General features: G+C 67.1%; 15 protein-coding genes. 11 read left to right on the plus strand and 4 right to left on the minus strand.

Going from position 1 to position 13,110, the window contains the following annotated elements; genetic code table 11:
- Positions 1-69 precede the first annotated feature (69 nt).
- From QWJ38_RS06210 to rng, 9 genes are all read left to right on the plus strand, one after another.
- A complete protein-coding gene (locus tag QWJ38_RS06210; RefSeq protein ID WP_290358196.1) occupies positions 70-795 on the plus strand; it encodes a YebC/PmpR family DNA-binding transcriptional regulator in 726 nt (241 codons plus the stop codon).
- 79 nt (positions 796-874) lie between these two features.
- Complete coding sequence (gene purD, locus QWJ38_RS06215; RefSeq protein ID WP_290358197.1) at positions 875-2,158, plus strand: phosphoribosylamine--glycine ligase; 1,284 nt, start codon at positions 875-877, stop codon at positions 2,156-2,158.
- A complete protein-coding gene (locus QWJ38_RS06220; protein WP_290358198.1) occupies positions 2,155-2,790 on the plus strand; it encodes a 1-acyl-sn-glycerol-3-phosphate acyltransferase in 636 nt (211 codons plus the stop codon). Before purD ends, QWJ38_RS06220 begins: the two co-directional genes overlap by 4 nt.
- Positions 2,787-3,746 (plus strand): oxygen-dependent coproporphyrinogen oxidase, encoded by a 960-nt coding sequence (gene hemF, locus QWJ38_RS06225; protein WP_290358199.1) that lies wholly within the window; start codon positions 2,787-2,789, stop codon positions 3,744-3,746. The genes QWJ38_RS06220 and hemF overlap by 4 nt, the downstream gene beginning before the upstream one ends.
- The gene (gene nadD, locus QWJ38_RS06230; RefSeq protein ID WP_290358200.1) at positions 3,737-4,351 is read left to right on the plus strand and encodes a nicotinate-nucleotide adenylyltransferase; all 615 of its coding nucleotides are present in this window, start codon (positions 3,737-3,739) and stop codon (positions 4,349-4,351) included. The genes hemF and nadD overlap by 10 nt, the downstream gene beginning before the upstream one ends.
- A gap of 9 nt (positions 4,352-4,360) precedes the next feature.
- The gene (rsfS, locus tag QWJ38_RS06235) at positions 4,361-5,044 is read left to right on the plus strand and encodes a ribosome silencing factor (RefSeq protein WP_290358201.1); all 684 of its coding nucleotides are present in this window, start codon (positions 4,361-4,363) and stop codon (positions 5,042-5,044) included.
- Positions 5,044-5,514, plus strand: a complete 471-nt coding sequence (rlmH, locus tag QWJ38_RS06240; protein ID WP_290358202.1) for a 23S rRNA (pseudouridine(1915)-N(3))-methyltransferase RlmH — start codon at positions 5,044-5,046, stop codon at positions 5,512-5,514. The genes rsfS and rlmH overlap by 1 nt, the downstream gene beginning before the upstream one ends.
- 5 nt (positions 5,515-5,519) lie before the next feature.
- Positions 5,520-6,125 carry a Maf family protein gene (locus tag QWJ38_RS06245; protein ID WP_290358960.1) on the plus strand — a complete coding sequence of 202 codons (606 nt, stop codon included), beginning with the start codon at positions 5,520-5,522 and terminating at the stop codon, positions 6,123-6,125.
- A 61-nt stretch (positions 6,126-6,186) separates the two neighbouring features.
- Positions 6,187-7,668, plus strand: a complete 1,482-nt coding sequence (gene rng, locus QWJ38_RS06250) for a ribonuclease G (protein WP_290358203.1) — start codon at positions 6,187-6,189, stop codon at positions 7,666-7,668.
- 120 nt (positions 7,669-7,788) lie between these two features.
- On the opposite strand, the gene QWJ38_RS06255 is transcribed toward rng, so the two are convergent.
- The 4 genes from QWJ38_RS06255 to QWJ38_RS06270 all read right to left on the minus strand — a co-directional run bounded on the left by QWJ38_RS06255 (position 7,789) and on the right by QWJ38_RS06270 (position 10,998).
- A complete protein-coding gene (locus tag QWJ38_RS06255; protein ID WP_290358204.1) occupies positions 7,789-8,247 on the minus strand; it encodes a hypothetical protein in 459 nt (152 codons plus the stop codon).
- Positions 8,248-8,397: 150 nt separating this feature from the next.
- Positions 8,398-9,021 carry an excalibur calcium-binding domain-containing protein gene (locus tag QWJ38_RS23970; protein ID WP_341850477.1) on the minus strand — a complete coding sequence of 208 codons (624 nt, stop codon included), beginning with the start codon at positions 9,019-9,021 and terminating at the stop codon, positions 8,398-8,400.
- Between the two features lie 421 nt (positions 9,022-9,442).
- On the minus strand, positions 9,443-10,327 hold the full coding sequence (locus tag QWJ38_RS06265; RefSeq protein WP_290358205.1) for an amino acid ABC transporter substrate-binding protein: 885 nt from the start codon (positions 10,325-10,327) through the stop codon (positions 9,443-9,445).
- A gap of 38 nt (positions 10,328-10,365) precedes the next feature.
- A complete protein-coding gene (locus QWJ38_RS06270) occupies positions 10,366-10,998 on the minus strand; it encodes a peroxidase-related enzyme (protein ID WP_290358206.1) in 633 nt (210 codons plus the stop codon).
- Positions 10,999-11,091: 93 nt separating this feature from the next.
- Here QWJ38_RS06270 and tolB point away from each other — a divergent pair, with 93 nt between their 5' ends.
- Positions 11,092-12,417, plus strand: coding sequence for a Tol-Pal system beta propeller repeat protein TolB (tolB, locus tag QWJ38_RS06275; protein ID WP_290358207.1), 1,326 nt, complete (start codon positions 11,092-11,094; stop codon positions 12,415-12,417).
- A 158-nt stretch (positions 12,418-12,575) separates the two neighbouring features.
- Entirely contained in the window at positions 12,576-13,109 is a 534-nt protein-coding gene (gene pal, locus QWJ38_RS06280; protein ID WP_341850478.1) for a peptidoglycan-associated lipoprotein Pal, read from the plus strand.
- The last annotated feature ends 1 nt before the right edge of the window (position 13,110 follow it).

Here is a 13,110-nt window from a genome sequence, read left to right on the forward strand (position 1 = left end):
GATTAAAATTGCAGTCTATCCAACTAGAAACGGGTCGCAGATCGGGCGCCCGACCAGGAGCTAGAGCCAATGGCTGGTCATTCCAAATGGGCCAATATTCAGCATCGCAAGGGTCGCCAGGACGAGAAGCGCGGCAAGATCTGGACGCGCATCATCCGTGAGATCACCGTCGCGGCCCGCCAGGGCGGCGCCGATATGTCGGCCAACCCGCGACTGCGCCTGGCCGTGGACAAGGCCAAGGCGGCGAACATGCCGGCCGACCGCATCAAGTACAACGTCGACAAGGCCAGCGGCAACCTGGAAGGCGTCAGCTACGAGGAAATCCGCTACGAGGGCTATGGCATCGGCGGCGCGGCCATCATCGTCGACACGATGACCGACAACCGCGTGCGCACCGTGGCGGAGGTGCGACACGCCTTCAGCAAGTATGGCGGCAATATGGGCACCGAGGGCGCCGTCGCCTTCCAGTTCAAGCATTGCGGCCAGCTGCTGTTCGCGCCCGGTGCTTCCGAAGACAAGATCATGGAGGTGGCGCTGGAGGCCGGCGCCGAGGACGTGATCAGCGATGACGACGGCGCGATCGAGGTGCTGACGGCACCGGCGGACTTCGAGAAGGTGCGCGACGCGCTGGAGGCCGCCGGTCTGAAGGCCGAGATGGCCGAGGTGACGATGCGGCCCGAGAACGAGATCGAACTGGCCGGCGAGGAGGGCGCAAAGATGCAGAAGCTGCTGGATGTGATCGAGGACCTGGACGACGTGCAGGCGGTCTATCACAACGCGAGCATCGCCGAATGATGCGCCCCCACGCTCGTAGTCACTCGCTGCCCCCCGCGGGGGTGCCCGCCCTTCTTGGGACGGCCCTGCGGAGGTCGGCATGAAAGTCCTCGTCCTTGGTAGCGGCGGCCGCGAACACGCGCTCGCCTGGAAGCTGGCCCAGGGCCAGCGCGTCAGCCAGGTCTTCGTCGCCCCCGGCAACGGCGGCACGGCGCGCGATCCGCTGCTGAAGAATGTGCCCATCACCGACGTCAAGGCGCTGGCCGACTTCGCCGAGAAGGAGAAGATCTCCCTGACCGTCGTCGGCCCCGAGGCCTTGCTGGCGGCCGGCGTCGTCGACGAGTTCCGTGCCCGCGGCCTGCGCATCTTCGGCCCGACCAAGGCGGCCGCGCAGCTGGAGTCGTCCAAGGCCTTCGCTAAGGACTTCATGAAGCGCCATGCGATCCCGACGGCCGCCTATGAGACCTTCTCCGACCTTGCCGCCGCCCACGCTTACGTTGACAAGCAGGGCGCCCCCATCGTCATCAAGGCCGACGGCCTGGCGGCGGGCAAGGGCGTCGTCGTCGCGATGACGCTCGATGAGGCGCACCAGGCGATCGACTGGATCCTGGAAGACAACAAGCTGGGCGTCGCCCACAACGAGGGCGGCGCGCGCGTCGTCATCGAGCAGTTCCTCGAGGGCGAGGAGGCCAGCTTCATCGTGCTCTGCGACGGCAAGCATGTGGTCTCGCTGGCGACCAGCCAGGACCACAAGCGCCTGAAGGACGGCGACCAGGGCCCGAACACCGGCGGCATGGGCGCCTATTCGCCGGCCCCGGTGGTGACGCCCAACGTCCATGCGAAGGCGATGCACGAGATCATCCTGCCGACGATCGCCGGCATGGCCAAGGACGGCGTGCCCTTCACCGGCTTCCTCTACGCCGGCCTGATGATCGACGCCCAGGGCCAGCCGCGCACGGTCGAGTTCAACACCCGCATGGGCGACCCCGAGACGCAGCCCATCATGATGCGGCTCAAGAGCGATCTGCTCGAGGTGCTCTTGCACGCGACCGACGGCACCCTGGACAAGGTCGAGCTGCAATGGGACCGCCGCGTCGCGCTGGGCGTCGTGATGGCGGCCGAAGGCTATCCGCTCCATCCGCGCAAGGGCGACCCGATCAGTGGTCTGCCTCCCGACAGCGAAGAGGCGATGGTCTTCCACGCCGGCACGGCCGAGCTCGATGGCAAGCTCGTCACCTCGGGCGGCCGCGTGCTGTGCGTGACGGCGCTGGGCGAATCGGTCAAGAAGGCCCAGCAACTGGCCTACGACACCCTGGTCGGCATCCAGTTCGAGGGCAAGCAGTACCGCCAGGACATCGGCCACCGCGCGGTGGCGAAGCGGTGAGCGCACGCGATCTGCAGGCCCGTCCGCGTCTGATCGACGGGCCGCGGCCCGTGCGCCCGGCCGGCAGCGGCCTGGCGCGCGCACTGCTGCGCCTGTTCGGCTGGCGCCTGCAGTTCGACGGCCTGCCGGCCGCGCAGGGCGTGATCTTCGTCTATCCGCACACCTCCAACTGGGACTTCGTCGTCGGCCTGCTGGCCAAATGGGCCCTGGGCCTGCGCCTGCGTTTCTGGGCCAAGGACAGCCTGTTCCGCGTGCCGCTGTTCGGCGCCTGGGTGCGCTGGCTCGGTGGTGTGGCCGTCGACCGCTCGAGCAGCCGCGGCCTGGTCGCCGACACGGCCCGCCAGATGCAGCAGGCGCGCGAGCGCGGCGAGATCTTCTGGCTGGCGGCCGCGCCCGAAGGCTCGCGCTCCTTGACCGGCGGCTGGCGCTCCGGCGCCTACCAGGTGGCCCTGCAGGCGCAGGTGCCGGTGGGCCTGGCCTATTTCGACTTCAAGACCCGCACGGTGGGCCTGCACAGCTTCGTCCAGCTCGGCGGTGAGATCGATGCCGATTTCGCGCTGATGGCCGAGCAGCTGGCCGGCCGCCAGGGCAAGCGGCCCGAGCTGGCCAGCCCGATCCGACTACGCCCATGACGACGACTCCCGACACCCCCGCGGTCCGCCGCTATCTGCTCGATCTGCAGCAGCGCATCGTCGCCGCCCTGCAGGACGCGGACGGCCAGCCCTTCCTGTCCGACGGCTGGGAGCGCGAGCCCGGCGGGCGCCTGGAGGGCGACGGCCTGTCGCGGCTGATCGAGGGCGGCGCCGTGTTCGAGCGTGGCGGCGTCAACTTCTCCCATGTGCGGGGCCGCGTCTTGCCACCCTCGGCCACCCAGCACCGGCCCGAACTGGCCGGCGCGCCCTTCGAGGCCATGGGCGTGTCGCTGGTGCTGCACCCGCACAACCCCTTCGTGCCGACCGTGCACATGAATGTGCGCATGTTCGCCGCGCTGCCGGCCGATGCGACGGCCGTCGTCTGGTTCGGCGGCGGCATGGACCTGACGCCCTACTACGGCTTCGAGCGCGATGCCCAGCATTTCCACCGCAGCTGTGAGGCGGCGCTGCAAGCCCATGGCGAGGACCTGTACCCGCGCTTCAAGAGCTGGTGCGACGAGTACTTCTTCCTGAAGCACCGCAACGAGCCGCGCGGCATCGGCGGCATCTTCTTCGACGACTTCTCGCTGCCGGACGGCGAGGGCGGTTTCGACGCCAGCTTCGCCATGATGCGCTCGGTCGGCGATGCCTTCCTGGGCGCCTATCTGCCGATCTTGGAGCGGCGCCAGGTCTTGCCCTATGGCGAGCGCGAGCGCGATTTCCAGGCTTACCGGCGCGGCCGCTATGTCGAGTTCAATCTGGTCTTCGACCGCGGCACGCTGTTCGGCCTGCAATCGGGCGGCCGCACCGAATCGATCCTGATGTCGATGCCGCCGCTGGTGAAGTGGCGCTACGACTGGAAGCCCGAGGAGGGCACGCAGGAGGCCAAGCTCTACAGCGATTTCCTGCGCCCGCGCGACTGGGCGCATGAGCAGGCCACCCATCTATGGCTGTGAACGCCGTGCCGGGTAACCAGCGCATCGGGCTGTTCGGCGGAAGTTTCGATCCGGTTCACCGGGCCCATCTGAGCCTCGCGCATTGCGCGCTGGCGCAGCTGAGCCTGGACCGGCTCTTGTGGCTGCCGGCCGGCCGGCCCTGGCAGAAGAGCGGCCAGAACCTGGCCGCGCCCGAGCACCGGCGGGCGATGGTCGAGCTGATGATTGCCGGCGAGCCGCGCTTTGCCGTCGACGACAGCGAGCTGGCGCGCGAGGGCGCCAGCTACACGATAGACACGGTGCGCCAGCACCTCGCGGCCGTGCCGGGCGCGCAGATCTTCCTGGTCATCGGCCAGGACCAGTACGAGCGCCTGCAGACCTGGCACGACTGGCCGGCGCTGCTGGGTCTGGTGACCCTGGCCGTCGCCGCACGGCATGGCATGGCGGTGCAGGCCTCGGCCGAGGTGGCGGCCGTGCCGCATCCTCTGCAGGTTCTGGCGATGCCGGAACTGCCTTTTTCATCAACCGACGTGCGCGCCAAGGCGGCGCGTGGCGAGGACATCCGCCCCTTGGTGGGCGACGCGGTCGCGGGGTATATTGCCCGGCACCGTCTTTACAGCGAGTAAGGATATTGAATGGACATTCGTAAGCTGCAACGCGCCATCGTCGATGGGCTGGAGGACGTGAAGGCCCAGAACATCGTGGTCTTCAACACCGAGCATCTGTCACCGCTGTTCGAGCGGGTCGTCATCGCCTCGGGGACCAGCAACCGTCAGACCAAGTCGCTCGCCAATAGCGTGCGCGAGACGGTCAAGGAGCGCGGCATGCAGGTGATGCGGATGGAGGGCGAGGACAATGGCGAATGGATCATCGTCGACTGCGGCGCCGCCGTCGTCCATGTGATGCAGCCGGCGATCCGCGACTACTACCACCTGGAAGAGATCTGGGGCGGCAAGCCGGTCAAGCTCAAGCTCGGCGACGGCGAGACCCGGCTGGTGAAGGCCTCCGAGCCGATCGACGAGGACGAGGAGCCGGTGGCGAAGAAGAAGCCGGCCGCGAAGAAGGCGGCCGCCGCACCGGCCAAGAAGGTCGCCGCCAAGAAGAGCGCGACGCCGGCCAAGAAGGGTGTGACGCGCACCGTCGGCGTCAAGAAGGCGATCACCGCACCGGCTGCCAAGACGATCAAGGTCGGCGCGGCCAAGCCGGCCGCCAAGAAGAGCACGGCCGCGGCCAAGAAGCCGGCCGCGAAGAAGACGACCGCGGGCGCCAAGCCTGTCGCCAAGCCGGCCGCCAAGAAGCCTGCTCGCAAGAGCAGCTGATGCGGCTCGTCCTGGTCGCCGTCGGCCAGCGCCAGCCGGCCTGGGCCGACAGCGCCTACGAGGATTTCGCCAAGCGTTTTCCGCCCGAGCTGCGGCTGGAGCTGAAGGCGGTCAAGGCCGAGCCGCGCAGCGGCGGCAAGACCGCCGAGCAGCTGATGGCCGCCGAGGCGCAGCGCATCGAGGCGGCCTTGCCCAAGGGCGCGCGTCGCATCATCCTCGACGAGCGTGGCGAGCGCCGCAGCAGCATGCAGCTGGCCGAGCGCCTGAAGCTCTGGATGGGCGAGGGCCGGGATGCGGCGCTGATCATCGGCGGTCCGGACGGTCTCGACCCCAAGCTGAAGGCGACGGCCGACGAGACCCTGCGCCTGTCGGACCTGACCCTGCCGCACGCGTTTGCGCGCGTGCTGCTCGCCGAGGGGCTGTACCGCGCCTGGACCGTGATGACGGGCCATCCCTACCACCGCGAATGATGACGATGGCCCACGACTTCATCTACCTCGCCTCGCAGAGCCCGCGCCGCCGCCAGCTGCTGGAGCAACTGGGCGTGCGCCACGAGATGCTCTTGGCCGGGCCGGACGAAGATGCCGAGGCGCTGGAAGCCGAGCGGCCCGGCGAGGAGCCCGAAGCCTATGTGGAGCGCGTCACTCAGGCCAAGCTGGAGGCAGCGCTGGCGCGGCTGGCGCGCCGCGGCCTGGCGCCGGCGCCCATCCTCTGTTCGGACACGACGGTGGCGGTCGAGTCGACCATTCTCGGCAAGCCGCGCGATGCCGACGATGCCTTCGCGACGCTGAGCCTGCTGGCCGGCCGCAGCCACCGCGTGATCACCGCCGTCGCGCTGGGCCTGGGCGAGCGGCGCGAGGCGGCGCTGAACGTGTCCGAGGTCGAATTCGCCGCCGTGCCGGCCGAGCAGCTGCGCCGTTATGTGGCCAGCGGCGAGCCCTTCGGCAAGGCCGGCTCTTATGCGATACAAAGTCAGGCGGCGGCTTGGATTTCGCGCATCGCCGGCAGCTATTCAGGCATCATGGGGCTGCCGTTGTACGAGACGGCCGAGTTGCTGCGGCGCTGGAACGTCGCCTTCTGAGTCCTGTCGCATGCCCAGCGAGGCATGCGACAGCATTCGAGGCGCAAGCCCAAAGAGGCCCATGGAAGACATCCTGATCAACTGGTCGCCGCAGGAGACGCGGGTGGCCATCGTCGAGAACGGCGCGGTGCAGGAACTGCATATCGAGCGCACCCTGGAGCGGGGACTGGTCGGCAATGTCTATTCGGGCAAGGTCGCGCGCGTCCTGCCGGGCATGCAGTCGGCCTTCATCGACATCGGCCTGGAGCGCGCGGCCTTTTTGCACGTCGCCGATCTGCATGTCAATGGCGCGACGCCGCGCAACCAGCATGCCGAGGGCCATGTGGCGACACCGATCGAGCGCCTGGTGTTCGAGGGCCAGGCCTTGACCGTGCAGGTGATCAAGGACCCGATCGGCAGCAAGGGCGCCCGGCTGTCCACGCAGATCTCGATCGCCGGCCGCATGCTGGTCTTCCTGCCGCAGGACGAGCACATCGGCATCTCGCAGAAGATCGGCTCGCCCGAGGCGCGCGAGCAGTTGCGCGCGCGCATGCAGGCCTTGGTCGGCAAGCCCGAGGACGGTGGCGGGGGCGGCTTCATCCTGCGCACCAATGCCGAGGACGCCTCGGACGAGGAGCTGGCGGCCGACATCGCCTATCTGCGCAAGACCTGGGCGACGATACGCGAGCGCGCGCACCGCTCGCCGCCGGGCAGCCTGCTGCACCAGGACCTGAGCCTGGTCGAGCGGGTGCTGCGCGACCTCAGCAGCGAGCGCACCGGCTCGATCCGCATCGACTCGAAGATGCAGTTTGAGGTGCTGCATGCCTTCGGCGAGGTTTTCATGCCGGCGGCGACGACCAAGCTGGAGCATTACCGCGGCGAGCGGCCGATCTTCGATCTGCACAATATCGACGCCGAGCTGGACCGCGCGCTGGCGCGCCGCGTCGACCTGAAATCGGGCGGCTATCTGATCATTGACCAGACCGAGGCGATGACGACGATCGACGTCAACACCGGTGGCTTCGTCGGCGCCCGCAATTTCGACGACACGATCTTCAAGACCAATCTGGAGGCGGCCGGCGCGATCGCGCGCCAGCTGCGCCTGCGCAATCTGGGCGGCATCATCATCGTCGACTTCATTGACATGACGCGCGAGGAGCACAAGAGCGCGGTGCTCGGCGAGTTCAAGAAGCAACTGGCCAAGGACCGCACCAAGGTCACCGTCGGCGGCTTCACCCAGTTGGGCCTGGTCGAGATGACGCGCAAGCGCACGCGCGAGTCGCTGGCGCGCATGCTGTGCGAACCCTGCCCGACCTGCGAGGGCCGCGGCCAGATCAAGACCGCGCGCAGCGTCTGCTACGACATCATGCGCGAGATCCTGCGCGAGGCCCGCCAGTTCAGCCCCAAGGAATTCCGCGTTGTGGCGGCAGCCAATGTGGTCGAGATGCTGCTCGACGAGGAGAGCCAGCACCTGGCCGGCCTGTCCGACTTCATCGGCAAGCCGATCTCGCTGACCGCCGAGCCGACCAACCAGACCGAGCATTACGACATCGTGCTGCTGTAAGGGGCCGTGGGCGGCCGTCATTGGCAGCTACTGCGATGGCTGTTCGATGAATGCTTGATTTCAACGGGCGCGTTCAGCCGCGCCGGAACCATCGACCTGCAATAGTCTGCTGGGCGCCGCTTAGAGCTCGTGACTGTGCCTAGCACCGGCCTGGCGCAGGATGTCGTAGTAGTGGCGCAATGGTTTCTCTGTTGCCATGCCCTTGGCACGGTCGGCGCGCTGCTGAACATAGTCCAGCACCGTACGCTGGTCGGTCTGGTCCACCCTGTTGAGATCGACCTCCCACCGGATCACGTCCCGGATGAAGGGATCGATGAGCTTGGCCACCGCGTACTTGATGACGCTGCCGTTCACGACATCGAACTGCAGGTTGTTGCAGACCAGTTCCTTGTTCTCGAAGCGCTTCCACATCTCCCTGATCTTCCCGTTTCGAATCTCGACCGATTCGCTTGGGTTTGTGCACGAAGCCTCAAAAACCTGCCGCTGGTAGTAGTACCTGAACTTCGGCCCTGCCGCGACTTCATCGTCTGGCTCCATTCCGCCAACCGAGGAGCAGAACTGATCCAGCTTCGCGGCCATTGGGCACGGACCTTGCTGCGCGACAGCGGACGCGGAGATAAGGAAGAGGCATGCGGAAATTTTCAGTTTCATTGAAGTCACTGGCAGCTCTGTTCAAGTGAGCCCGATAGAACGCCCAGCCTGCGATGCGCGCCGCAGCTGGGAGCTCCTCTAGCGAGCGCACCATTGCTTCTCACAAGGGATTCCATTCCTGTCGCCATCCATCTTCGCTCCGGGGCAGTTCGCGAGAAAGTACTTTGCCTCTGCGCACGACCTCATCTGGGAGCAATACTGCCGGCCATCGCAACCGAAGCCGCCGGACACGGCAGCTGGCGCCGCAGTGACCTCTCTGGCGCCTCCCACAGCAGCGGAGGCGGCTTCGGCACGGCGCCTCTTCTCTGCGGCATTCAGTTCTTCGAGCGTTGGATCCCTTCGAGGCTGTTTCGAAGGACAGGGAGTTTGCTGGTAGCTAACGGCGCCGTTGGTGACGCACTTGTTCATAGGTACCGCCTCAACTGCCCTTGCAGCGATCAAAAGCCCCGCCAAAGCGAGCAAAGCGGGCAGTACGGCGGAAGCACCTATGCGGGCGGCAGATCGATCGTTCATATTGTCCAAGGTGAAAGTGAGCGGACGCCGAAGGCGGTCCGCTCGAGTGCCAGGACCTATGTCACAGCTACTAGGACTGCGGGTCACCGGTTTTTTCGAAGGCCTGTATGTACTCCTCAACTGAATAAGCGGTTCGCAGGACATGCGTTGCTCCGTTCCGCCGATCAAGCAACGGCGCCAGTTTGACATTCCTAACCGGCCATTTCTTCGTGGTTAGCCCGATGGGATCGCGCGCCGCCGATTGAAGGCCAGCGTGCTCGGCTCCTCAATCGTCCCTGCAAGGGAGGTTCGGCCATGTCTCGCCTGATACGGCTCGTGCTGCTGGCGCTGCGGACGTTCAAATTGCCCGATCTGGTCGACGAGCGAGCCCGGTAGCGGCCCCCGCTCTAGGCTGTCACTCAGCAAGGACCTGTATCGATGGGATAGCGATCGCCTGAACTCGACGAAGGAACTGCAGCACCCGCTGCAGAGCCGACTAGCATTCGCGAATGCCGCCGGCCCAGAGCTCATGTGCCGACGGATACGCTTGTGCATGCCAGAAAGAGGCCGCCCACCAACCCGGCTCCTGCCGGGTTGGTGGGCGGCGCAAGGGCGGGTCGGCCGACAGCGCTCACATCGCCGGCTTGTCCGACAACGCCTTCAGGTTGTCCTGCAGCTCCTTGCTCATCGGCGCGCCGAGGTTGATGCCCTTGGGCGGGATCGGCGACTGGAACCATTTCTTGTACAGCGCCTCGAACTCGCCGCTCTTGATGAGCGCCGTCAAAGTTTCGTCGACCAGCTTCTTGAAGGCCGGGTCGTCGCGGCGCAGCATGATCGCGTAGGGCTCGACCTGGATCGCCTCGCCGACGACGGCCAGCTCGGCCGGGTTGGCCGCGCTGGCGCGCAGGCCATAGAGCAGGATGTCGTCCATGCCAAAGGCGTCGGCGCGCTGCTGCTGCACCAGCAGGGCCGACTCGGCATGGTCCTTGGCCGAGAGCAGCTCGAAGCCGAGGTTCTGCTCGGCATTGAGCTTGCGCAGCACCTGGTAATTGGTCGTGCCGGTGGTCGAGACCACCTTCTTGCCCTTCAGGTCGGCGAGGCCCTTGATCGGCGACTCGGCGCGGATCAGGAAGCGGGTGCCGGTGTAGAAGTAGTTGATCGCGAAGGCGACCTGCTTGCCGCGCTCGCTGTTGTTGGTCGTCGAGCCGCACTCGATATCGATCGTGCCGTTCTGCAAGAGCGGGATGCGGTTCTGCGAGGTGACGGCCTGGGTCGTCACCTTCAGATCCGGCCGGCCCAGGGTCTTCTTCACCTGCTCGACGACCTTGCCGCAGATCTCCCAGCCGAAGCCGACCGGCTGGGCGTCGGCGCCCAGATAGGAAAACGGGATCGAGGACTCGCGGTAGGCGACGGCGATGCTGCCGTTGGCCTTGATCTTGTCCAGGGTGGGCGGCACCTGGGCCTGGGCCAGCGAGGCGCTCAGCAGCAGGGCGGCAGCAATCATCGATCGACGCATGGGGCTTCCTTTCCGGGGTGGTTTCGTGGACGGGGAGATCAGGGCTTGGGGGCTCGGGGCAGCCGGCCCAGCAGATGGAATTCCTCGTTCGGGCGCAGGGAGATCGCATTGGCCAGCCGGTTCGACAGGCCGAACAGGGCGGTGATGGCGGCGATGTCCCAGATGTCCTCGTCGTCGAAGCCATGCGCATGCAGAGTGGCGTAGTCGTCCTCGCCGATCTCGGCCGAGCGCAGGCAGACCTTCAGCGCAAAGTCCAGCATCGCGCGCTGGCGCGGCATGATGTCGGCCTTGCGGTAGTTGGCGGCCAGCTCGTCGGCCAGCAGCGGCGCCTTCTCATAGATGCGCAGGATCGCGCCATGGGCGACGACGCAGTACAGGCATTGGTTGGCCGCGCTGGTGGCGACGATGATCATCTCGCGCTCGCCCTTGGAGAGTCGCGGCGATTCGCGCAGCAGCAGGGCGTCGTGGTAGGCGAGGAAGGCGCGGAACTCCTCCGGACGGCGTGCCAGCGCGAGAAAGACGTTCGGCACGAAGCCGGCCTTGACCTGCACCTCCAGCATGCGCTGGCGGACGTCCTCGGGCAGCTCGGCCAGCTCCGGCACCGGATAGCGGCAGAGCGGCCTGGCTTCTGTCGCTGTCGCCTTTTTCGCGGGTTCGTGCGTTGAGTTCATCGCAGTCCTTGATCCCTTGCTCGATGCTGCTGCGATGATAGTCACGGCGTCGTCTTACAAAACGTTGCGAAAACCCTGGGGCAAAATAACGCGATGCTCGATTCCGAAACGTCCTCCTTCTCTCAGTTCCAGAAGGCCCGCCGCGGCTTGATCGCCGGTGCCTTCGGTGGCGTGTCGGCCGGTCTGGCCTTGCCGAGCTGGGCCCAGTTCCGCGTCGAGATCTCCGGCGTCGGCGCGACCCAGATCCCGATCGCCCTGCCCGAATTCCGCGACGAATCGCGCAGCGGCCAGGCGGTGGCGGCCATCATCCGCGCCGATCTCGAGCGCAGCGGCCAATTCCGCATCATCGACGCGCCGGCGGGCATGGCCGGCATCAGCGAGACCAGCGCGCCGGCCTTCAACGAGTGGCGCGGCCGCAATGCCGATGCGCTGGCCGCCGGTTCGGCCGCGCGCCTGGCCGACGGTCGCGTCGACCTGCGCTTCAAGCTCTGGGACGTGGTCAAGGGCCAGGAGCTGGGCGGCGAGGCGCAGGCGGTGGCGCCGGACGATGTGCGCCTGGCCGCGCACCGGATCGCCGACTTCATCTACCAGAAGCTGACCAACGAGCGCGGCGTCTTCGCCACCCGCATGGCCTATGTGACCAAGGTCGGCGGCCGCTACAGCCTGCGCATCACCGACGCCGACGGTGAGGGCGGCCAGGTCGCCCTGGCCAGCCCGGAACCCATCATCTCGCCGGCCTGGTCGCCGGACGGGCGCGAACTGGCCTATGTGTCCTTCGAGACGCGCAAGGCCGTCGTCTGGTCGCAGGACCTGTCGACCGGCAGGCGCCGCCAGCTGGCCAATTTCCGCGGCTCCAACAGCGCGCCGGCCTTCTCGCCGGACGGTTCGCAGCTGGCGCTGACGCTGTCGCGCGAGGGCGGCTCGCAGCTTTTCATCATGGGCCGCGACGGCGGCAATGTGCGCCGGCTGACGCAGAGCACGGCGATCGACACCGAGCCGGTGTTCGCGCCCGACGGCCGCACGATCTTCTTCGTCAGCGACCGCGGCGGCAGCCCGCAGATCTACAAGATGCCGGTGGCCGGTGGCGCTCCCGAGCGCGTCACCTTCAGCGGCGCCTACAACATCAGCCCGGCGATCAGCCCGGACGGCCGCACGCTGGCCTATATCACCCGCGTCAACGGCGGCACCTTCCGCGTCAGCGTGATGGACCTGGCCAGCGGCGCGGTCCAGCAGATCAGCGACACCAGCGACGACGAGAGCCCCAGCTTCGCGCCGAACGGCCGCCTGCTGGTCTATGCGACCCGCGTCGGCAGCAAGGACGTGCTGATGACCAGTACCCTGGACGGCAAGATCAAGGCCAAGCTGATTTCGACCCTGGCCGATGTGCGCGAGCCGACCTGGGGGCCCTTCAACCGCTGATCACCGTTAAATCCGTCGCGGGCGCTCTGCGCCGCGACGGGGCCGAGCCCGCATCGACTTGTTGGACAATCGGCCTGCTTTTTCTGCCGTCGGCGGCCTGCGGACCGCCGACGGCCTTACCGCAAGACCTCATTGCGACCGTTACTGGAGTGACCAAAATGAAAATGACCCGCTACGCCCTTTCCCTGCTGGCCGCCGCTGCCCTGGCTGGCTGCGCTTCCTCGGTCAAGCTGGATGAGCCGGCGCCGGTCGAAGCCCGCCCGGTGACGACCACCGCGCCGGCCAACAACGCCAACACCGCGCCGGTGTCGCAGAACAAGGTGGCCACCGTCGACCTGGGCGCCGAGCTGACCGCCGCCGTCGCCAACCAGCGCGTCGTCTACTTCGACTTCGACAGCTTCACCGTCAAGGAAGAGTACCGCGGCCTGATCGACGCCCATGCCAAGCGCCTGAACAACGACCGCAAGGTCGCGCTGAGCCTGGAAGGCCATACCGACGAGCGCGGCGGCCGCGAGTACAACCTGGCACTGGGCCAGAAGCGTGCCGAGGCGGTCGCCAAGTCGCTGACCCTGATGGGCGTGCAGACCAACCAGGTCGAGCCGGTCAGCTTCGGCGAAGAGCGCCCGGCCGCGCAGGGCAGCAACGAGGAAGCCTGGGCCAAGAACCGCCGTGTCGAACTGAAGGACAAGTGAG

Origin of the sequence: Roseateles violae (genome assembly GCF_030410485.1) — a bacterium.
Classification (GTDB): domain Bacteria; phylum Pseudomonadota; class Gammaproteobacteria; order Burkholderiales; family Burkholderiaceae_C; genus Roseateles_D; species Roseateles_D violae.

Coding starts and splice junctions, on each gene's coding strand:
- QWJ38_RS06210 (WP_290358196.1), top strand. CDS start 70: ATGGCTGGTCATTCCAAATGGGCCAATATTCAGCATCGCAAGGGTCGC.
- purD (WP_290358197.1), top strand. CDS start 875: ATGAAAGTCCTCGTCCTTGGTAGCGGCGGCCGCGAACACGCGCTCGCC.
- hemF (WP_290358199.1), top strand. CDS start 2,787: ATGACGACGACTCCCGACACCCCCGCGGTCCGCCGCTATCTGCTCGAT.
- nadD (WP_290358200.1), top strand. CDS start 3,737: ATGGCTGTGAACGCCGTGCCGGGTAACCAGCGCATCGGGCTGTTCGGC.
- rsfS (WP_290358201.1), top strand. CDS start 4,361: ATGGACATTCGTAAGCTGCAACGCGCCATCGTCGATGGGCTGGAGGAC.
- rlmH (WP_290358202.1), top strand. CDS start 5,044: ATGCGGCTCGTCCTGGTCGCCGTCGGCCAGCGCCAGCCGGCCTGGGCC.
- QWJ38_RS06245 (WP_290358960.1), top strand. CDS start 5,520: ATGGCCCACGACTTCATCTACCTCGCCTCGCAGAGCCCGCGCCGCCGC.
- rng (WP_290358203.1), top strand. CDS start 6,187: ATGGAAGACATCCTGATCAACTGGTCGCCGCAGGAGACGCGGGTGGCC.
- QWJ38_RS06255 (WP_290358204.1), bottom strand. CDS start 8,247: ATGGCCGCGAAGCTGGATCAGTTCTGCTCCTCGGTTGGCGGAATGGAG.
- QWJ38_RS23970 (WP_341850477.1), bottom strand. CDS start 9,021: ATGTCAAACTGGCGCCGTTGCTTGATCGGCGGAACGGAGCAACGCATG.
- QWJ38_RS06265 (WP_290358205.1), bottom strand. CDS start 10,327: ATGCGTCGATCGATGATTGCTGCCGCCCTGCTGCTGAGCGCCTCGCTG.
- QWJ38_RS06270 (WP_290358206.1), bottom strand. CDS start 10,998: ATGAACTCAACGCACGAACCCGCGAAAAAGGCGACAGCGACAGAAGCC.
- tolB (WP_290358207.1), top strand. CDS start 11,092: ATGCTCGATTCCGAAACGTCCTCCTTCTCTCAGTTCCAGAAGGCCCGC.
- pal (WP_341850478.1), top strand. CDS start 12,576: ATGAAAATGACCCGCTACGCCCTTTCCCTGCTGGCCGCCGCTGCCCTG.